General features: G+C 35.9%; 15 protein-coding genes and 1 tRNA gene. 7 read left to right on the forward strand and 9 right to left on the reverse strand.

Going from position 1 to position 19,781, the window contains the following annotated elements; translation table 11 throughout:
* Positions 1-2 precede the first annotated feature (2 nt).
* The 4 genes from KKI44_RS01550 to KKI44_RS01565 all read right to left on the reverse strand — a co-directional run bounded on the left by KKI44_RS01550 (position 3) and on the right by KKI44_RS01565 (position 5,319).
* Complete coding sequence (locus KKI44_RS01550) at positions 3-443, reverse strand: response regulator (protein ID WP_214589538.1); 441 nt, start codon at positions 441-443, stop codon at positions 3-5.
* Positions 444-562: 119 nt separating this feature from the next.
* Entirely contained in the window at positions 563-2,821 is a 2,259-nt protein-coding gene (locus tag KKI44_RS01555; protein ID WP_214589539.1) for a PAS domain-containing hybrid sensor histidine kinase/response regulator, read from the reverse strand.
* A gap of 2 nt (positions 2,822-2,823) precedes the next feature.
* Positions 2,824-3,963, reverse strand: a complete 1,140-nt coding sequence (locus tag KKI44_RS01560; RefSeq protein ID WP_214589540.1) for an FIST signal transduction protein — start codon at positions 3,961-3,963, stop codon at positions 2,824-2,826.
* Complete coding sequence (locus KKI44_RS01565) at positions 3,964-5,319, reverse strand: sigma-54-dependent transcriptional regulator (protein WP_214589541.1); 1,356 nt, start codon at positions 5,317-5,319, stop codon at positions 3,964-3,966.
* 624 nt (positions 5,320-5,943) lie between these two features.
* Here KKI44_RS01565 and KKI44_RS01570 point away from each other — a divergent pair.
* Positions 5,944-6,159, forward strand: a complete 216-nt coding sequence (locus KKI44_RS01570) for a hypothetical protein (protein ID WP_214589542.1) — start codon at positions 5,944-5,946, stop codon at positions 6,157-6,159.
* Positions 6,160-6,548: 389 nt separating this feature from the next.
* Entirely contained in the window at positions 6,549-7,547 is a 999-nt protein-coding gene (locus tag KKI44_RS01575; RefSeq protein ID WP_214589543.1) for an SDR family oxidoreductase, read from the forward strand.
* Between the two features lie 120 nt (positions 7,548-7,667).
* On the opposite strand, the gene KKI44_RS01580 is transcribed toward KKI44_RS01575, so the two are convergent.
* Together KKI44_RS01580 and KKI44_RS01585 are read right to left on the reverse strand one after the other, a co-directional pair.
* Positions 7,668-8,027, reverse strand: a complete 360-nt coding sequence (locus KKI44_RS01580) for a transposase (protein WP_250902138.1) — start codon at positions 8,025-8,027, stop codon at positions 7,668-7,670.
* Positions 8,028-8,050: 23 nt separating this feature from the next.
* Positions 8,051-8,695 carry an IS110 family transposase gene (locus KKI44_RS01585; protein WP_214589545.1) on the reverse strand — a complete coding sequence of 215 codons (645 nt, stop codon included), beginning with the start codon at positions 8,693-8,695 and terminating at the stop codon, positions 8,051-8,053.
* Positions 8,696-9,386: 691 nt separating this feature from the next.
* Here KKI44_RS01585 and KKI44_RS01590 point away from each other — a divergent pair.
* Positions 9,387-10,910 carry an FAD-dependent oxidoreductase gene (locus KKI44_RS01590; RefSeq protein WP_214589546.1) on the forward strand — a complete coding sequence of 508 codons (1,524 nt, stop codon included), beginning with the start codon at positions 9,387-9,389 and terminating at the stop codon, positions 10,908-10,910.
* 11 nt (positions 10,911-10,921) lie between these two features.
* Complete coding sequence (locus tag KKI44_RS01595) at positions 10,922-11,578, forward strand: DUF6766 family protein (protein ID WP_214589547.1); 657 nt, start codon at positions 10,922-10,924, stop codon at positions 11,576-11,578.
* 58 nt (positions 11,579-11,636) lie between these two features.
* Here KKI44_RS01595 and KKI44_RS01600 read toward each other — a convergent pair.
* A tRNA-Ser gene (locus KKI44_RS01600) sits at positions 11,637-11,721 on the reverse strand.
* A gap of 242 nt (positions 11,722-11,963) precedes the next feature.
* A complete protein-coding gene (locus tag KKI44_RS01605) occupies positions 11,964-12,560 on the reverse strand; it encodes a hypothetical protein (protein ID WP_214589548.1) in 597 nt (198 codons plus the stop codon).
* Between the two features lie 159 nt (positions 12,561-12,719).
* Between KKI44_RS01605 and KKI44_RS01610 the strand changes: the two genes are divergently transcribed.
* Entirely contained in the window at positions 12,720-13,592 is an 873-nt protein-coding gene (locus tag KKI44_RS01610) for an AraC family transcriptional regulator (protein WP_214589549.1), read from the forward strand.
* A gap of 90 nt (positions 13,593-13,682) precedes the next feature.
* Here the strand turns inward: KKI44_RS01610 and KKI44_RS01615 are convergent, their stop codons facing one another.
* Positions 13,683-14,114 carry a hypothetical protein gene (locus KKI44_RS01615; protein WP_214589550.1) on the reverse strand — a complete coding sequence of 144 codons (432 nt, stop codon included), beginning with the start codon at positions 14,112-14,114 and terminating at the stop codon, positions 13,683-13,685.
* A 571-nt stretch (positions 14,115-14,685) separates the two neighbouring features.
* Here KKI44_RS01615 and KKI44_RS01620 point away from each other — a divergent pair.
* Together KKI44_RS01620 and KKI44_RS01625 are read left to right on the forward strand one after the other, a co-directional pair.
* The gene (locus tag KKI44_RS01620; protein ID WP_214589551.1) at positions 14,686-16,158 is read left to right on the forward strand and encodes an ATP-binding protein; all 1,473 of its coding nucleotides are present in this window, start codon (positions 14,686-14,688) and stop codon (positions 16,156-16,158) included.
* Positions 16,159-16,164: 6 nt separating this feature from the next.
* Entirely contained in the window at positions 16,165-19,776 is a 3,612-nt protein-coding gene (locus KKI44_RS01625) for a response regulator (protein WP_214589552.1), read from the forward strand.
* Positions 19,777-19,781: the final 5 nt, after the last annotated feature.

Consider the following 19,781-nt stretch of genomic DNA (forward strand, 5'->3'; position numbering starts at 1 on the left):
ATTTAAAATAAAACTGTAAAGAATTTTCTAAAACCTTTCCGTTGGTTCTGAGACATTTCTTCTTTAATTTTTAATATTTTCTCTATTGTATCCGTCATTTTATCGCATACATCCGCATCTTTTACGATGTAATCGAATGCTCCGTACTTCAGGGCGTTTACTGCGGTGTCTATATTTTCCTGCGCAGAGACCATGATCACGTAAATGTTCGGATCATATCTTTTTATCTTTTTTAAAACCTCAAAACCGTTAAGATCTTCCATGTTGTGATCCAGAAAAATAATATCGGGTTTCTGGTAAAGCTCGTCCAGACATTCTTCTCCGCTGCTGAATGAGGTAATATCTTCGTAATGGTTATTCTTTAAATACTGCTCATAAACTGTAGCACAAAATCTGTCATCATCTACAATAAAAAATTTCAATTTTTTGTTATTTGTTTCCATCTCTTTTATTTGATAATGATAACGCGATTACCATGCCTTTATTTAAGTTGTTGATAATCAGTGCTTGTTTGATTGTTTAAATTCCAAAATAAAGACATTTTCCATATTTTGGAATAAAACTATGTTATTTCCTTTTCCAGTTGTTCTATAGCGGTGGAAAGTGTGTTTTTCACTTCTAAGAACATGGTGTAAAGCTCTGTAAAATCTGTCTGTTGGTCTTTAGATTTTACCTCAAGTTCTTTTACGGTTTCTTTGATGGAGTAGATGCCGACTCCTTCAATACTTGGTTTTATTCTGTGAATAAGACGTGATATTTCTGCATAATTTTTTTCTTCGAATGCCTGTTCTACCAAAGGAATCGTCTGCTGCGTCTGAGTAATGAATATGGAAAGCATTTTTTGAATGAAATCTTCATTTCCCCGGCTTAAAGCCTGAATATTTTTAAGGTCATAAAGTGCTTTTTCTGCTCCTGAATCATTGGTTTCCGGGGCATTTTGCATTTTAATATTTTTATAAATTACTTTCAGAAGCTCATCCTCATCAAAGGGTTTGGTGATGTAGCTGTTCATTCCGGCAGCAATACAATTGTCTATTTCTGTTTTAAAGGCATTTGCTGTAAGGGCAATAATGGGTGTGGTAAGCCTGAAATCTTTACGGATGATTTTTGTGGCTTCAATACCATCGAGCTCAGGCATCTGAATGTCCATTAAAATAATATCAAACTGTTTTTTCGAAAGAATATCTATGGCTCTTCTGCCATTATCTGCTTTTGTAACTTCACATCCGAAGTGCGTAAGAGAATTTTCGGCAACAAGCTGATTAAGTTCGTTGTCTTCCACCAGCAAAACACGGGTTCCTTCGATGGAAACATGTTCTTTTACTTCAATGTTTTTCAATGTTGTTTTTTCTTTACTTTTATCCATATCCAGAAAAATACTGATCTCAGTTCCTACATTTTTTTTACTTTTAATTTTAATTTCTCCTTTCATCAGGTAGATAAGTTCCCGGGTAATTGCCATTCCGAGACCGGTTCCTCCGTATTTTCTGGAAATGGAGCTGTCTTCCTGATTAAATTTCTTAAAGATCTGCTTTACATATTCTTCGCTCATTCCTATTCCGGTATCAATAATACAGATCTGAAGAGATTGATGGTTGGGGAAATCTTTTATGACATTGCATTCTACCCGTATTTCTCCTACGTTTGTAAATTTTAGGGAATTTCCGATAATATTGTACAAAATCTGTTTTATTTTCAGGGCATCGGCTTTGAATTCTGAAAAAAGATCATCAGAAAATTTAGCTTTAAGCATTATTTTTTTCTGTCTTGCTTTGGGCTGAAGAATACTGATGATATTACTAATGCATTCTTTCAGCGAAAAAACAGTATTATCCAGAGACATTTCGCCGGATTCTATTTTGGAGATATCCAGAATGTTGTTAATGATGGATAAAAGATGCTGCGCGGCGTTGAAGCTGTTTTCTACAAACTGATTCTGGGTTGTTGTAAGATCAAGCCTTTTAAGTTCCCGGAGAAAACCGATGATGGCATTAAGCGGAGTTCTGATTTCATGGCTCATGTTGCCTAAAAATACCTCTTTCGCCTTGGAAGCTTCAATTGCTTTAGATTTTTCCTGCTTTAGATCTTCTTCCAGCTTTTTCTGGTCTGTAATATCAAGGTGGATACCTATGGAGCCTAACAGATTTCCGTGATCGTCATAATTGGGAGCACCGCTGATTGCCCACCATCTCAGTTCGCCTCTTTTATTTTTTATAGGAAGCTGATAAACGCTGGAAATTCCTTTCTCTCTAAGGTCAATCTGTTCCTGTATAAATTCCAGATTGGCTTCCCCCTGTACAAAAAGCTGCGAAGGATTTTTACCGATAATTTCGTCCAGCTCAAAACCTGAAACGTTGCAGAAACTCTGGTTCGCATAGCGTACAATCTCATCATTATCCACTTCAATAAGTCCGAGATTCATATTCGCAATAATGTTGCGGTATTTTTCTTCCTGACGTTTGATGTTATCCTGCGCTCTTTTTCGCTCTTTAAGCTGTTCTGCCAGATATAAGGAAAGTTCTTTAAGGTCTTTATTTTTTTTCGTATCAAAAGAATAATCCAGTAAGCTTAATGATTCATAAAGGCTCGAAATGGATTCCTGCTTGAGTTCATTTTCTTTCTTCAGATCATTAAACAATTCTTTATATTCTTTTTCGCTTTGCCTGAATGCATGATCGGTAAGTTCTTTATCGCGCTCAAAAGATTTATAAGAATCGTTGATTGCATTAATAAAGTTCTTAAATTTCGGGTCGCTGTGGCAATCTTCGGGCAGATGTCTTTTAATCTGTCTTCTGAGTAAATTGTGCAAATCGATTTCCATAGCTATCGTATTTCATTTACAGTGGTAATGGTAATTGTCTGATTGTGAAGTGCACAGTCTCCGAAAGGCTTCACCGGGGAAATTTCTCCATAAGAATAAAAGCCGTTAAGAAAGGTATTTTCACCCAAAACATCTCTCACAATCTCTACTTCTTCAGCAACTCGCTCTCCGAGAACCATTTTTCTTCCAACGCAGCTTACAATAATCCCCAGTTTAGGATCCGGATTCATCTGAAGACATGCATTGGCAGCATCATTCGCTGCATCAATGAGGCGGTCCAGATTGGCTTTCATAAATCTTACATGGCTTCCTTCCGGCAGATCTCCTGCGAAAATCATCATGTTATTCTTTTCATTGATGGAAAGTATGGTTCTTACCACAGGAGCCGAATCTTCGTCAATTTTTAAAGATAGTGGAAAGAGCAGGGCAGAACTTGGAAGTTCTTCTGCATATTTTCCCAGATAGCTTTTATAGAGGTCAAGAGCATTTTTATTATCGATCTCAACAAGGATATTGTTTTGGGATTTGGTAACAGTTCTTTCCAGCCCGAAGCTTTCCCAGCCGCCAAATGATGCGTGAGAAAGTTTCAGCGTATGGCCATAAAAACCGATGGCAACGATTTTATTGCTCACCGGAGCTTCATTAAGACCTACAACGGTTTTTTCGAAACGGTCGCTGTCACCCGCCAATCCTCCGGATATTAATACGCCTTCCGGCCGTCCTTCATTAAGGCCTTTCACCAGCTGGCTTCCGTTCACTTTGCTTCCGTCCGACAAAACAAAAACCCATCTGAGGTTTTCATGAGGCAGATTTCCGATTAGTGCCTTTCCGGCTTCATAACTGTTTTGGAAATCATTAATATCAATCTGTTGGGTTTTTATCTGTGCAGAGAAAAATTCAATGGCGGTAACTGTTACAGTTTCATCAAATACTTCATTGCAGAAAATTTCTCCCGAAGAAGAACATAAGGCAATTTCCGCGTTTGGGAACTTTGTTTTTATGATATCAAAAAAATCTGGGTTTTCAAGGATGTTTCGGCAGCCGTATCCCAGTATCAATTGAACTTTATGATCGTCCAGTTCATCATCGTTTCTTTCAGATATCCAGTTTCCGCCTGCAAAAAGTAGTTTAGCAACTTTCATTTATTCTTTAGTTTTTTTTAGATCTACACTGTTGATGAGGTTATAAACAGTGGATTTTCCTATGTCTAATATTTTGGCCGTCTTAATAACATCATTATTATTTTCTTTCAGAAAATGAAGAATAATATCTGTAGTGTACTGTTTCAGCGTCTTTTGCTCAGAAAGAAAAACTTCGGATTCTTTTTCCAGGCTGTAAAAACTGATATCGTCCGCGGTTATTTCATTACCTTCTGCCATTACACAGGCAAGATCCACTACAGATTTCAGTTCTCTTATATTCCCCGGAAAACTGTATTTCATGAGTTTTTTTCTGGCATCCGAAGACAGGCTCAGTGGTTTTATTTTGTTTTCTTTGGCAAAAAGATCAATAAAATGTTTTGCAAGAATTAAAGTGTCCTGATCTCTTTCCCGCAGTGGCGGTAATTCTATCGGAAGACCAATAACACGATAATAAAGATCTTCTCTGAAGTTCCCTTTTTTTACTTCATTTGCAAGGTTTTTATGAGTGGCAATAATGAGTCTTACATCTAATTTTATTTTTTGAGTTCCGCCAACTCTTGTAATTTCTCTTTCCTGTAAAGCGCGGAGAAGCTTGCTCTGAAGATTGAGATCCAGTTCTGCAATTTCGTCCAGAAAAATAGTTCCGCCGTTTGCCTGTTCAAATTTTCCGACCGATTTATCTGTAGCGCCTGTAAATGCGCCTTTTTCATGTCCGAAAAATTCACTTTCTACCAGATCTTTTGGGATTGCTGCCATATTTACCGCAACAAAAGGTTTGTTTTTTCGGGAGGAATGGTAATGAATTGCCCTTGCTACTACTTCTTTACCGGTTCCCGTTTCTCCGGTTACAGAGACATTGATGTTGGATTTCAGAGCCTTATTAATTTTTGAAAAAATATTTTTAATAGATTCGCTTTGTCCGATGATCGTTTTCTCGAAACTGTATTTTTTTTCAAGTTCATCTTTCAGTTCTTCAACCTCCTGTTTTAGAGAGATATTTTCTCTAAGACGGATGATGGAGTTCCACAAAAGTTCTTTTGTATGTTCATTTTTTACAATATAATCTTTTGCTCCCTGTTTTAGAAAATCTATAGCAACGGAAATATTTTCCTGACCGCTGATTACGATGATCGGCAGGCTTGGATATATGCCTTTAATCTGCTTAAAAAGATCATCTCCCTGTATGTCCGGCAGTCCAAAATCAATACAAATGATATCAGGATTCCGGTAAAGTTCAGAAAGACATTCTCTGCCCGAACTATAAAGAAAAACTTCATAATCAGGATTAAGCTCAAGATGATATTTTAGCATTTCTCCGAAGAATGGATCATCATCCACAAGGAAAATTCTGACCATTATGATATTTATTAAAAATTCTGATTAAAAGTAAAATTTTTTATTTACATAATGAAATATTTTAATCAATATCTGAACTATAATCCTTTGTTAATGGGTTTTGTATTGATTTTTGTCTAGTTAAGCCAGAAATTTTATTTGATGAATAAATTTACATATAAATATTTACACGTTTATAATATTCAATGTTTTTAAAAGTTTAATATCGTAAAGTGTTGATTTTTAAATTGTTGTTTCTTTTTTTTGTAAAGTAATAATAACATTTTCGGGGTGGAAATTCAGATTGTTAGAATACTTTACATTTTCAGTTCGAAGTAATTGAAATAGTGTTGAAATCAATAATAAAAGATAAAGTTCTTCCCAGAGAGATCTGCAATATTTAAAATGACAAAAAATACAACTGCAGCAACTTTGGATATAGACAAAACTCTTTTGATGAGCTGATCGGAGAAATTCTACTAAAAAGCTTCCGGTAAAATGTTGTAGTAATACGTATTAAATATTGTGAATATAATCGCTGTTTTTAGGGTATTTTCATTTAAATTTTAAAAATTTAACTTTATTAAAGAAAATTGGCAAAGAAATTGTGTATATCTATTTGAAACTCTTAAAAAAAACAAAGCTATGATTTCTTACTACGATTTTAAAAATTTGCCAAATCAGGCACAGTGCAGTTTCGTGATGAATGAAGGACGTGTCATGAGCGAAAGAACAGTAAATTCTGTAAAATACGTACTTTATGAAGTCTCTTATTTTACGGTCGAAGTTATTTGCAATACAGTTAATAATAAAACGGAAGTCATTAATGTTTTTCAGAACAAAGGAGCTTACGCAATATAAACATACTTAAAGCGACATATAATTTATTAAAACAGATCTTTTTAAGGTCTGTTTTTTGTTTTAAAACTGGTTGATGAAAAATAAAAAATCCTCAGAGAGAATCTGAGGATAAAAACTAATAACCATGAAAACTCAAATTAAACATGAGTATTAGAGAATATTAAAATATTGTGCCAAGAAAATAGAGCGGCTACATTATTTAAGATTAATTAAGAATATTAACGAAAATTTATATTATTAAATATTAGTTTAAAACAAGATTGACTTTAAAGTGGAAATTGGAATTCCAGTTAAAATTATTCACAAGATTTAAATTTAACTTGAAAATTATGCTCGTTATGGCATAATAATAGGTTGATTATGGATAATTAACCAAAAACCATCACAAAATGAATTCTAATAATGAACAAAAAAATCTCAGAGGAAAAACCGTAGTAATTACCGGAGGAAGCAGTGGGGTAGGAAGAGCGGCTGCGGAAGCATTTGCTTTGGAAGGCTGCAATATTGTAGTTGCGGCAAGAGGTAAGGAAGCTCTGGACGAAACAGTTGCTCTGTGCAGGGATTTAGGCGTTTCGGCGATGGCTGTTCCAACGGATGTTTCTATTGCGGGCGATGTTCAGAATTTAGCCAATAAAGCATTGCAGTTCAACGGCAGAATAGATATTTGGGTAAACAATGCAGGGGTAATGTCGAGCGGAAAATTCGAAGAAATCCCAATGGATATCAACGAACAGGTGATTAAGACTAATCTTTTTGGCTATATGCATGGTGCGTACAGTGCTTTGCCTGTCTTTAAAAAGCAGGAAGAAGGAATTTTAATTAATAATGTTTCTATCGGCGGTTTTATGCCTGCTCCGTACAGTGCGGTTTATTCGTCCACAAAATTTGGCATTCGTGGACTGATGGAATGTCTTCACGGCGAAATTTCAGATTTTCCGCAGATCCATATCTGTAATATTTATCCGCAGATCCAGCGTTCAACGGGAAATATGCATTCTGCAAAATATTCAGGGCTGGATTTTAAAATTCCTCCTTTTGCAGCAGATCCGAGAGATACGGCTGCTAAAATGGTAGAATTAGCTAAAAATCCTAAAAAAGATTTGTTTCCGGATTTTACGTCTATGGTCCTTAAAAATGTGTACGGATTATTTCCAAAGCATGTAATTAACAGTGCTTCAGCAGTTATGAGGCTTATGATGAAGGTGAAAAATGCTCCTTCAGATTCTGGTAATATTTTAGAACCATCTTCGGAACCTCACCGGATTTACGGAGAAACAATGCTTCCGGTTCCTTCCAGAAAGACAAAAATAGCACTTTTAGCGGGATTGGGATTAGGGCTGGCTTATATGTTTGTGAAAATAAAATCCGGCTCTTCTGATAATGCTTAATAAATGCAATGCTAAGTCTGTTTAAACTTTTATTTAACCGCAAAAGGTACTGTGTTAATATGCAAATTATTTTTTAAATTTGTATAAACTATTTTTTGGGAAAGCTATTGTTTATCCCGTTCAGACAGGCGAAACCCTGTCTGTATTTTTATTTTCTTCATAATTGATATTGAATTCTTCCTCTTTTTTCCAGAGAACGTAGATTAAACACAATAACTTTCTCGCTACGGCTGTTACCGCTATCTTTTTTGCAGGTTTCCGTTCCGTTAAATTTCTGTAAAAAGATTTCATCGAGGGATTAAATCTACTGGCACACAATGCCGGCATATAGAGCGCATACCGAATAAAGCTATTTCCTTTTTTCGAAATTCTTGTTTTTCCCTCTCTGCTGCCAGACTGGTTCTGCTGTATATCAAGACCCGCATAGCTGGTAAGCTGTTTGCAATTGGAGATTAAGGCAAATGCATTTGTTTCAGCCACAACGCAAACAACTGTTATAAAACTCACTCCCGGGATCGTGCATACCCGCTGTATTTTATCATAAAAGAGCGGTCTGTCATCACCAAAGTTCTTATTTTTGCCTCTATCTCCAGTGCCTGAGTTTCGAGCAATACAATCTGTCTTTTTAATCTTTGTTCTGTACTTTCAGGGCATTGATAACTGTAAAACCTTGCATGAAGCTGGTTTTTGACCTGATTTATTTTATATTTTATCTCACGATACTCTCTGCTTAAGAACTTAAGCTCCCGCATGATTCCGGATGGTTTTTGCCAAAATCTAAGTCTTCTTTCCAAGCCCAGCCTACATAAAACTTCAGCATCTACCTTATCCGTTTTCGTCTTTATGTTCAAACTTTTGACATAGTGTTTTACCATATTGGGCAATAAAACCGATGCTTTACAGTCGTTTTCTGTGAGATAATAAATCAGATTTTCATAATAAACTCCTGTAGCCTCCATTACATACATCAAATTTTCTGTAACCTGAAGATCTGAAACCCAATGCTGCAGTGCCTTAAAACCGGTTTCATTATTCGAAAACCTTTTGTTATTTTGCAGCTTATGATTCTGGTCAGAATCTATACATCCGATACAGCAATCAAGATGATCCTTGGATATGTCAATGCCAACACACTGTTTTTTCATCATATTATTTTTTATAAAGCCACAGTTCCCGATCATCTTTTCTCGTAATTATCCGGGATATTTATTCATTCCCTAAGTACTGTTCAGATTTTGAAGAAACTTAGAGACAGAGAATCTTTCTTTTCACGGTATATTAAAATCAAATCAACTACCTGTCACAAAATATTTCTTCTGTCCCTTAGCTTTTTGGTTATCCTATATAAACGTAAAGTTTTGATATGCAAACATACGAGTACAAAAGATGAACTAAACGTTTATTTAAAGCTGATTATTATAAATGAAAAAGCTCACAATAGTTTTTAAAAATCTTTGATTTTTATTCTTTTGAATGCTTTGATTATTCTGGAAATTCGCTTTAACATTATCTTTTGTCCCTTTTGCGGTTAATTCTGAAATTAGTTTAAAGTTTGCTATAAAAATACCACCTTCAGATTCTTAATTTGAAGGTTTTTTTATTGACGTTTCTGATAAAACAATTTATTCTTGAAATTTCATGACTGCGGTCATAAATCAATAGTTTGTTGAAATTGTAAATTTGAGATAGATGATCTCTCAGATTGATTTATAAATGCAAATTTGTAGTCCGTTGTCAATTCAAAAATGATAATTTTTAGTTGATGATCACATATTATATGCTGCAATAATCTGAGAAAACAAGGGTTAATTGTTTCGGATTTTAATTAAACAATAAATTATGAACAGAGACGGAGCTAGGAAAAGCATTTGGCAGGAAGAAATTAAAAGTTTCTCTTCCGATCCGGATTTTGAAACGGTATATGATGTAGTAATTGTCGGAGGCGGTATTACCGGAGTTTCAACAGCGCTGAAACTTCAGCAGGAAGGAAAAAAATGCATCATTCTTGAGGCATCAAATATAGGTTTCGGAACAACGGGAGGAACAACGGCACATCTTAATGATTTTTTTGATACCACTTTTTCGCAGGCTGTCAAGGATTTTGGTCTCGACAATGCAAAAATATTTGCAAAAGCAGGGCAGGATGCGATTCAACTGATAAAAAATAATATTCAACAGTTTAATATAGACTGTGATTTTGAACATAAATCGGCTTACCTTTTTGCGCTCGACGAAAAGCAGGATAAGCAGTTGAAAGATATTGTGGAAGGAGCTTTAAAAGTAAATCACACGATGCATTTTACCAGAGAAATTCCCTTTCCTATTCCTTTTGTAAATGCGGTACTTATTCCAAATCAGGCTCAGTTTCATCCGGTAAAATATATAAAGGCGCTGTGTGAAGCTTTTTTAAATCTGGGAGGTGAAATTTTAGAAGACTGTCTCTGTGAAAATCATGAAGAACAGGAAGATTTCATTATCGTAACGACCTCAAAAGAAAAGATCAGAGCCAGAAATCTTGTTTATGCAACGCACATTCCTCCCGGTAAAAATGTGCTGAGTTTCGTAAATGCACCTTACAGAAGCTATGCAATGGCGTTCAGCTTAAAAAATAAAAACTATCCGGCGGAACTGGGGTATGATCTTGTAGATCCTTATCATTATTACAGAACTCAGACAATTGGCGGTGAGACACTTTTGATTGCTGGAGGAGAAGATCATAAAACCGGACATGCGGAAGATACAGGAGAATGTTTTTCAAAACTTGAAAATTACGTTCGTAAATATTTTGAAGTTGATCTTGTTTATTTTAGCTGGTCAAGTCAGTATTATGAACCGATAGATGGCTTTCCTTACATCGGAAAAAGTCCGGGAAGTAACGGGAGCGTCTTCGTTGCAACGGGATTCAGAGGAAACGGTATGATTTTCGGAACGCTGTCCTCACAAATTATAACCGATCTCATCCTCAGACGCGAAAATAAATATGCAGATCTTTTTAACCCTTCAAGAATTAAACCGGTTGCGGGAATGGCAGATTTTATAAAAGAAACTGCTGCCGCTGCATTCGATTTTATCAAAGATAAGCTTCTCAAGGAAAAGATTGAGTCTTTGGGAGAAATTACCGAAGGTGAAGCTAAAGTAGTAAAGTATGAGGGGAATTCTTACGCGCTCTACAAAGAATCGAATGGAAAAGTACATCTGTTAAAAAGCAGCTGCACTCATGCACATTGCGATGTACGGTGGAACAGTGCGGAGTTGAGTTGGGATTGTCCTTGTCATGGCTCCAGATTTAATGTGAATGGTAAAATATTAACAGCACCTGCCGTAAAAGGACTTCAAAGGGTTGATTCTGATGAGAATTCTTAAATTTTTCTGAAATGTCTAAAAGAAATTTTTTTTACCGGAACAGTTTAAGTATTGTCCTGCTTATTTTTATGATAATCTGTTTGTTGGGTCAGTTTCTTACAGGCTGGAAAACAGAAAATAAGGAACTCGCCGAAAATGGGAAATCTCTTTTGTCAATAGCAGAGTACATCCACAGCGGACATTTTATTCAGGCAACATTTGAAAATTGGGAAAGCGAATTTCTGCAAATGATGCTGTATGTAATTCTTACCGTCTCTTTAAGGCAGAAAGGATCCAGCGAATCTAAATCCTTAGATGAAAAAGAGGAGGTTGACAGAGAGCCTAAAGTGCATCCGAAAGCTCCATGGGCAGTAAAAAAAGGCGGAATCTGGCTTCAATTGTATAAGCATTCCTTATCGACGGCATTTGCGGTTTTGTTTTTGGCGAGTTTCCTGATGCATTTTTATGGAAGTCTGAAAGATTATAATGAAGAACAGATTATGAAAAATAAAGAGACAGCAACAGCGTTACAGTATATTGTGGATTCCAGATTCTGGTTTGAATCTTTTCAAAACTGGCAAAGCGAATTTCTTGCGGTATTTTCACTGGTCGTTCTCTCCATCTGGCTCCGTGAAAAAGGCTCCCCTGAATCTAAACCCGTAGATGCCGCGCATGATGAGAACGCCTGAATTTTCAGATGGGATAATAAAAAAATCCTTCAAAATTTACTTTGAAGGATTTTTTTTGCGGAGAGTGAGGGATTCGAACCCCCGGACCTGTTACAGTCAACAGTTTTCAAGACTGCCGCAATCGACCACTCTGCCAACTCTCCAGAAACACCGATTGTATCGTTGTTTTCAGTGGTGCAAATATAGAAAGATTTTTTTATTCCCACAAAATAAATTTTCAGGTTTTGCTGAGAAATATTAAAAGCTACTTAATATCAGTAAGATAATTTTAAAAAAAATTAAGGCAGCCATTTCTCCGTGATTTAAAAAAAGAAAAGCTGCCTTAATAAACTAATTGTACGTAAAATTTTAATTCCGATATAAGTACGGAAATGTATAGAATCTCTTATTTTAAAGTGATTGTTCTGTTGAATGTATTGCCGTTTTCTTCAATACTGATGATGTATTGGTCTGCAGTTTTAGGATCAAAATTAAAAGTCATATTCAGTTCGTTGGCATTTCCTTCTTTCACGGAAGAATAATACGTATTTCCCGAATAATCGGTTACGGAAATATTTACCTTGTTTTTCAGATTGGCAATATGCAGATTAACAATATTTCCGGAAATGCTGTATTCCGGTTTACTGATAACCGCGAAAGGAGTCTTTTCAATAGTTACCGTATGATCATCACTGATTTTAATCTTATATTTTTCGATCTTTTGTTCAGATTCCGCTATAAGATAATAGGTTCCCTCTGTCAAATCTTCAAGATTGTAGGTTTTAATAACGGAATCCTCTTTCTCAAGCCTCTCCGAAAAAACCTCCCCGTAAGAATCATTATATATAATCAGCGATAGATTTTTAGCATTGCTCAATTCAAAACTTAAAGTTTTGGATGTTGTCGTTCCAAAAGAAAGAGAAAAATCTCTGTCTTTAGCCATTGCTTCTGTAGAAACAAAAAGAAATCCTGCAAAGAAAACGGACTGTAATAATTTTTTCATAATGATAAGGGTTTTATTATCAGTTATTTATATTGCAAATGTAGACTTCTTTTAAGACAGCTGCTACCATACAATTTTCATATTTATGTTTTATTTTAACCTTTATTTTTATTAATTAATAAATATTTGTTAATTTTGTGTATGATTTAACCGTTGGCTATGAAACATTCGCATCCTGCTTTTGAAGCTGTAAAACCCAATATTGGAAGCAGTTTTACAAGTCTTAAATTCCTTCGTAACGAAAATATAAAATCTCATGTCTGGCATTATCATCCGGAAATAGAGCTGATTTTTGTATGCGGAGGTTCCGGAAAAAGGCAGATTGGAAGTAATATTTCCTATTTTTCAGACGGAGATCTTGTGCTTATGGGAAGTAATCTGCCGCATTGCGGAATGACGAATGAAAACACCAATAACGATTACGAAATGGTTATTCAGTTTAAACCCGATTTTTTAGGAGAACATTTCTTCGGACTTCCCGAAATGCAGAGAATTTCTGCTCTCTTGGAAAAATCAAAGGCAGGAATTGTTTTTTCTGAAAATATTAAAAAAGAAATAGGAGAAAAAATCGTGGAAATGCACGAGTCTTCCTCTTTGGAAAAACTTGTGAAATTTTTGCAGATTCTGGATACTTTGGCTTCAACTTCAGATTACAGAATTCTCAATGCCGGAAAATATTATCTTCAGACTCAGGTGGAAGATAATGAAAGGATTAATCTTATTTTTAATTATGTAAAAGACCATTTTAAAGAACAGATAACCCTGGAGCAGGTTGCGGATCTTGCCAATATGAGAGTGCCTTCATTTTGTCGTTACTTTAAAAAAATTACCAATAAGACCTTTACTCAGTTTGTTAACGAATACAGAATTACCCATTCACTCAAGCTTCTTGCCGAGCAGCCTTTAAGCATTACTGAGGTTTGCTTTGAATCCGGCTTTAATAATTTCAGTTATTTCAATAAGACTTTCAAAGAATATACACAGAAAAGTCCCTCTCAATACAGAAAAGAATTTAATTTTCTGATAGATTAATTTTATCAAAAAAAAGAAGTATTTAAGGTAAGTTGTAAAGCTTACATTCTTAAATACTTGAATAGGAAAGGGTAAAATCGAATATTTCAGTTAACGGAATTTTCTGCCCGAACTTCCATAATGATTGGCAGAGCTTAGTCCGTGAAAATTATTGTAGGTGTGGTAAAGATCCTTAAAATAGATTTCATTATCAGTTTCCTGTTTTTCAGGAACAAAATGATTGGTGGGAATGTTGTAAATTTCCTTTTGAGAATATACCCTTTTCTGAATGGCTTTCTTTGCGCAATTACAATTCAGATGATCATTTTTTTCATGTTCAGTAAGATCCATGATGATGACTTTTGTATTTTCTAAGTTTCTGTATTTATCAAAAGTTTTCTGATCCAGAGTAAACGCAGGTTCGCCATGATATAAAAAATGGTCGACGATTTCCGGATGATAAGTATGTTTGGAATCGAGTGGGGCAGCGGAAGTGTAGCCTTTGCATTCTGTACATTGGGCAACTTGTATCTGTATCGGCATATCTATGATTTTAAGTGTGTCTTACTTATATCACAAGTTGTGCCATCATCTTTACTTTTTTAAACAAATTGATGAGATTTAAGAATAATATTCAGAAAATAAGTGCTTTAAAAAAGTGAAATATGTTGAATAAAATACATAAAAAAATCCCCGACTTTCGGCGGGGATAAAAACTAATAACCATGAAAACTCAAATTAAACATGAGAAATTCACTGCAAATATAAGAACAATAAAACAAACCCACGCAATAAAACGTGGGTTAATTTTGAAAAATATATTTAAGTGAAAAAGTGTTGTTATCCTGTATTCAAACACTGTGCCGTGAATAATTTTATTAAATTAAAATTTTAACTAAAAATGTGGTATGTGGTTAAAATTTTACTCTTAAATCACTGAATTGAAGAAAGAAAAAAAATCAGAATTTTTTTTTTAAAATTTACAGATGATAAATTTTTTTTCAGCTATTGTGGTATGTGTTTTGATAATAGGTAAAAAATTCCTGTTTTTCGAAATATTGTGAGTATTTTTGAAGCTGAAGTAAATATAATTAATTATTGATTTTAAGTTTATATGATCTTAATTGTTGATGACAACCAAAGTAATCTCTATTCACTCAAAAAATTACTCGAATCCAAGGATTTTCAGGTGGATACAGCCGATTCCGGTGAAGAAGCTCTAATAAAAGCTTTGAAAAATGATTACGCACTGATTATTTTGGATGTTCAAATGCCGGATATGGATGGCTTTGAAGTCGCGGAAACTTTAGCAGGATACAGCAAAACAAAGGAAGTACCTATTATTTTCCTTTCGGCTGTAAATACCGAGAAAAGATTTATCACACGCGGCTATGCTTCCGGAGGAAAAGATTATGTAACGAAACCCGTAGATCCGGAAATTCTGATGCTGAAAGTAAAAACCTTCTACAACCTTCAGGAGCAGAATCTTGCGATGAAAAAAACGCAGCAGAGTCTTGAGCTTGAGGTAAAAGGAAGAAGAGAATCTCAGGTAACCATGAAATCGCAGATCGATCATTTTCATTTAATGCTTGAATCTCTCCCTCAGATTGCTTTTACCCTGAATGAGCAGGGAATAGTAGATTTCGTAAACGGTAAATGGTATGAGTATTCTGATTCTGAAAAAGACTTTCCCGAAACGCATCCGGATGATTATAAAATTAAAGAAGAATTTGAACGATGCAGGAAAAGAGGAAAATCCTTAGATCTTGAAGTCAGGATAAAAAATAGAGAAACGGGCGATTTTCGCTACCATCTTTTGCGCGTAACTCCCGTGTACGAAGAAAACGCAATCAAAAACTGGGTAGGAACCTTCACAGATATAGACGATCAGAAGAAGGTGGAAAAAGAAAAAGATGAATTCCTGAGTATTGCGAGCCACGAACTAAAAACGCCTTTAACCAGTATAAAAGCATATGTACAGCTGCTGGAAAGAAAATTAAAACTTGATAAAGAAAGTGCGGAAGCCGGTTTTCTTACCAAAGTACAGGATCAGATCGAAAAACTGAATACTTTAATTACAGATCTTCTTGATGTTTCCAAAATCGAAAACGGAAAGCTGAAAATCACCAAAAAACCTACAAATCTGGAAGGCGTTATCAGCAACGCAATAGATACAATAGTGCAGACTCACGAAAGCAGAGTGAAGATCAAACGAGACGGAGTAAAACCGGATATTTTGATTCCGCTGGATGAAATTCGTATCGAGCAGGTTCTCATTAACTTTTTAACGAACGCCATAAAATATTCACCACAGAACAATCAGGTTATTGTAACCACTTTTGTAGATGAAGAAGAACAGGAAGTAAGAGTAAGTGTTACAGACTTCGGAATTGGGATTCCGGATTTTAAGCAGGAAGCTGTTTTTAATAAATTTTACCGTGTAGAAGAATCTTCACTCCAGTTTCAGGGAATGGGGATCGGTCTTTTCATCTGTTCCGAAATCATCAAACAGCACCACGGAAATATTGGAGTTTCCAGCAAAGTAGATGAAGGATCTACGTTTTATTTCACTTTACCTTTAAATTAATTTTCCATGCCGAAAAAATTTATAAGAAATCTTCAGTTCGGGGTAGGATTTTCCATCCTGATCCTGATCGCAAGTTCACTGGCTTCATACTTCAGTATACAGAACCAGATGGATCACCGCGAAAGTGTTGGTAAAAGCAGACGTGTCGTAACGGCAGTAAAAGATGTTTTGGTGGCTGTTCTGGATGCGGAAACAGGAAACAGGGGATATCAGCTTACCGGTCAGGAAAGTTTTCTGGAACCCTTTAAAAGAAGTATTTCTGAATATTCCAAAACCTTTGAATATGCAAGAAGTCTCGGAATTACAGATCCGCATCAGAAAAGACTTCTGGATCTGCTGGAGAAAAATGTAGAGATGAACCTTGCCAACATGAAGCTCTTTGTAGAAAACCGAAGAAGAGGAGTCATGATGACGCAGGAACAGATCGAGGAAAGCAAGCAGCATATGGACCGATGCAGACAGATTGTAAAAGAATTTTCTCAGTACGAAGAAAATCAGCTTGCCATAAAAACCAAAGATCTTAATAAATCTTCCCGAACTACCGTTTTCTTCATTATATTTTCTTCTATCGCAGCAGTTGTGGTTACTGCGTTTTTCTACATCAAATTAAGAGCAGATCTCATCAGAAGAGACAAACTTGAAAAAATGCTGAAAGCAAAAGATCAGGAAATGTCCAGAAGAGTAAGTGCCATTAAGCAGATTGCCAACAGAATTGCCAACGGAGATTATGACCAGAGAGTCGTAGATACGGCAGAAGATGATCTCGGAGAATTGGTAGATTCTTTAAATAATATGACGGAGTCCCTGAAATTGTCTTTCGATACCATTAATAAAAGTGACTGGAGACAGAAAGGTCTTGCCATTCTTAATGAATCTCTCGTAGGAAACAAATCGGTGAAAGACGTTGCCAAAGCATCTCTTCATCAGCTTATCGAATACGGCAACTGCATCAATGGTTCAATCTACCTCTATGATGAAGGATTACTTAAGCTGAACGTAGCTTTTGGTCTGGAAAACAACATGAAAAAAGTTTTCGAGCCCGGAGAAGGAATGGTAGGTCAGACTTTCATCAGCGAAAAAACTCAGGTGTACAATAATCTTCATGAAGATGATTTTGTGGTAACCTTTGCAAGCAGCACCATTCAGATTTACGGTATTATGCTGATCCCGATTTTTGCAGACGGTTTCATCATCGGAGTTCTGGAATTAGGTTCAACTACCAACTTTGAAAAAGACAGAGTCGATTATTTCGTAGAGTGCAGCAGAAATATAGGAATTGCTTTAAGCGCAGCAAGAGGCCGCGAAAAAGAACAGCAGTTACTTGAAGAAACACAGGCGCAGTCAGAAGAACTGCAGGTGCAGCATTCCGAGCTTGAAAATCTGAATACCGAGCTCGAAGCACAGACCCAAAAACTTCAGGCTTCGGAAGAAGAGCTGAAAGTTCAGCAGGAAGAATTAATGCAGGCAAATGCAGAGCTGGAAGAACGTTCAAGATTATTGGAAGAAAAAAATCATCTGATTGCAGAACGCAACACAGAAATTCAGAAAAAAGTAGAAGAACTTGCGCTAAGCACGAAATACAAATCGGAGTTCCTTGCAAATATGTCTCATGAGCTTCGTACACCGCTGAATTCAATTCTCCTTCTTTCCAGACTGATGGCAGAAAATCCGGATGAAAATCTTAATGAAGATCAGATCGAATCCGCTAAAGTTATTCAAAGCTCAGGAAGCAGCTTATTAACGTTAATTGATGAAATACTGGATCTTGCAAAAATAGAATCAGGAAAAATGACTCTTGAATATCAGGATGTGGTGATCAATGACGTGGTAAAAGATTTAAAAGACCTTTTCAATCCGGTATTTCAGGAGAAAAAGCTAGAGTTTAACATCAATATCGACGAATCCGTTCAGAAAAACATTGAAACCGACCGTTTAAGAGTCGATCAGGTTTTGAGAAACCTATTATCGAATGCGCTAAAATTTACTACAAAAGGAAGCATCGATTTAAATATTAAAAAAGATCCTAAAAAAGCAGATTTTATCATCTTTTCCGTAAAAGATACGGGAATCGGGATCGCAGAAGACAAACAGAAAATCATTTTTGAAGCATTTCAGCAGGCAGACGGTTCTACAAGAAGAAAATTCGGCGGCACAGGTCTCGGATTATCGATCAGTCGTGAAATTGCCAGATTATTAGGCGGAGAGCTTACCTTAAAAAGTAAAGTGGATGAAGGAAGTGAGTTCAGTTTAAGCATTCCTGTAAAAGCAGTTCCTGAAGTTCCTCATGTTGAAAAAGATCAGAATCTGGTAGAAATCATCCGTGAAGATGTTGAAGAAATCCAGAATATTCTTGATGAAAAACAGACGGAAGAAAAAGAAGCGGTGAATACACTTCAGATTCCTGAAAATGTGGACGATGACAGAAATACCATTCAGGAAGGAGATAAAACCATTTTGATTATCGAAGATGATACCAATTTTGCCAAAGCATTGCTGAAATATGCTCATTTGCAGAACTATAAAGCTGTGATTGAAGTAAGAGGAGACCGCGGTCTGGCTGCTGCACTGGAATATCGTCCGCAGGCAATTCTGCTGGATGTTCAGCTTCCTGTAAAAGACGGATGGCAGGTAATGGATGATTTAAAATCCAATCAGGAAACAAAACACATTCCGGTACACATGATGTCTGCGCTTCATGTAAAGAATGAAAGTCTGATGAAAGGTGCAATTGATTTCATCAGCAAACCTGTTGCACTCGATCAGATGACGGATGTTTTCAGAAAGATTGAAGAAGCCCTTAAAAAAGGTCCGCAGAAAGTATTAATTGTAGAAGAAAACGCAAAACACGCAAGCGCATTGTCTTATTTCCTCAGCAATTTCAATATTTCGTTGTCGGTAGAAAATAATGTGGAAGACAGCGTAAAAGCTTTAACAGCCAATCATGTAGACTGCGTCATTCTGGACATCGGAGCTTCAAGAGGAAACGAATACGAAATTATAGAATCCATAAAAAGTTATGAAGGGCTGGAGAATCTTCCGATCATCATCTTTACCGAAAGAAATTTATCCAAATCCGAAGAACTGAAAATCAAGCAGTATGCAGATTCTATTGTTGTAAAAACAGCACATTCTTACCAGAGAATTCTGGATGAAGTAGGATTGTTCCTGCATCTGGTGGAAGAGAAAAATAATTCCATTGAAAACGTAAGAAGCAAAACAATGGGATCGCTTACGGAAGTTTTAAGCGGTAAAAAAATACTCATTACCGATGATGATGTCCGAAATATTTTCTCCCTTACCAAAGCACTGGAAAAATATAAAGTGGAAGTTGTTGTCGCCATGGATGGAAACCATGCGATTCAGCAGATTAAAGAAAATCCTGATGTGGATGTTATTTTGATGGATATGATGATGCCTGAACTTGATGGTTACGAGGCAATCAAAGAGATCAGAAAAATGCCTAAATTCAAAAGACTGCCGATTATTGCCATTACAGCAAAATCCATGATCGGAGAACGTGAAAAATGCATTACCGCAGGGGCTTCAGATTATATCTCCAAACCGGTGGATATCGATCAGCTGCTATCCTTACTCCGTGTTTGGTTATATGAAAGTTAAACAGC

Origin of the sequence: Chryseobacterium sp. ZHDP1, from assembly GCF_018603435.1 — a bacterium.
Taxonomy (GTDB): Bacteria; Bacteroidota; Bacteroidia; order Flavobacteriales; family Weeksellaceae; genus Chryseobacterium; species Chryseobacterium indicum.

What these genes read in the sequence shown, in the direction of transcription:
- KKI44_RS01550 (WP_214589538.1), bottom strand. Translation starts at nt 443, where the DNA reads ATGGAAACAAATAACAAAAAATTGAAATTTTTTATTGTAGATGATGAC.
- KKI44_RS01610 (WP_214589549.1), top strand. Translation starts at nt 12,720, where the DNA reads ATGAAACATTCGCATCCTGCTTTTGAAGCTGTAAAACCCAATATTGGA.
- KKI44_RS01620 (WP_214589551.1), top strand. Translation starts at nt 14,686, where the DNA reads ATGATCTTAATTGTTGATGACAACCAAAGTAATCTCTATTCACTCAAA.
- KKI44_RS01585 (WP_214589545.1), bottom strand. Translation starts at nt 8,695, where the DNA reads ATGATGAAAAAACAGTGTGTTGGCATTGACATATCCAAGGATCATCTT.
- KKI44_RS01590 (WP_214589546.1), top strand. Translation starts at nt 9,387, where the DNA reads ATGAACAGAGACGGAGCTAGGAAAAGCATTTGGCAGGAAGAAATTAAA.
- KKI44_RS01555 (WP_214589539.1), bottom strand. Translation starts at nt 2,821, where the DNA reads ATGGAAATCGATTTGCACAATTTACTCAGAAGACAGATTAAAAGACAT.
- KKI44_RS01625 (WP_214589552.1), top strand. Translation starts at nt 16,165, where the DNA reads ATGCCGAAAAAATTTATAAGAAATCTTCAGTTCGGGGTAGGATTTTCC.
- KKI44_RS01560 (WP_214589540.1), bottom strand. Translation starts at nt 3,963, where the DNA reads ATGAAAGTTGCTAAACTACTTTTTGCAGGCGGAAACTGGATATCTGAA.
- KKI44_RS01605 (WP_214589548.1), bottom strand. Translation starts at nt 12,560, where the DNA reads ATGAAAAAATTATTACAGTCCGTTTTCTTTGCAGGATTTCTTTTTGTT.
- KKI44_RS01575 (WP_214589543.1), top strand. Translation starts at nt 6,549, where the DNA reads ATGAATTCTAATAATGAACAAAAAAATCTCAGAGGAAAAACCGTAGTA.
- KKI44_RS01565 (WP_214589541.1), bottom strand. Translation starts at nt 5,319, where the DNA reads ATGGTCAGAATTTTCCTTGTGGATGATGATCCATTCTTCGGAGAAATG.
- KKI44_RS01615 (WP_214589550.1), bottom strand. Translation starts at nt 14,114, where the DNA reads ATGCCGATACAGATACAAGTTGCCCAATGTACAGAATGCAAAGGCTAC.
- KKI44_RS01595 (WP_214589547.1), top strand. Translation starts at nt 10,922, where the DNA reads ATGTCTAAAAGAAATTTTTTTTACCGGAACAGTTTAAGTATTGTCCTG.
- KKI44_RS01570 (WP_214589542.1), top strand. Translation starts at nt 5,944, where the DNA reads ATGATTTCTTACTACGATTTTAAAAATTTGCCAAATCAGGCACAGTGC.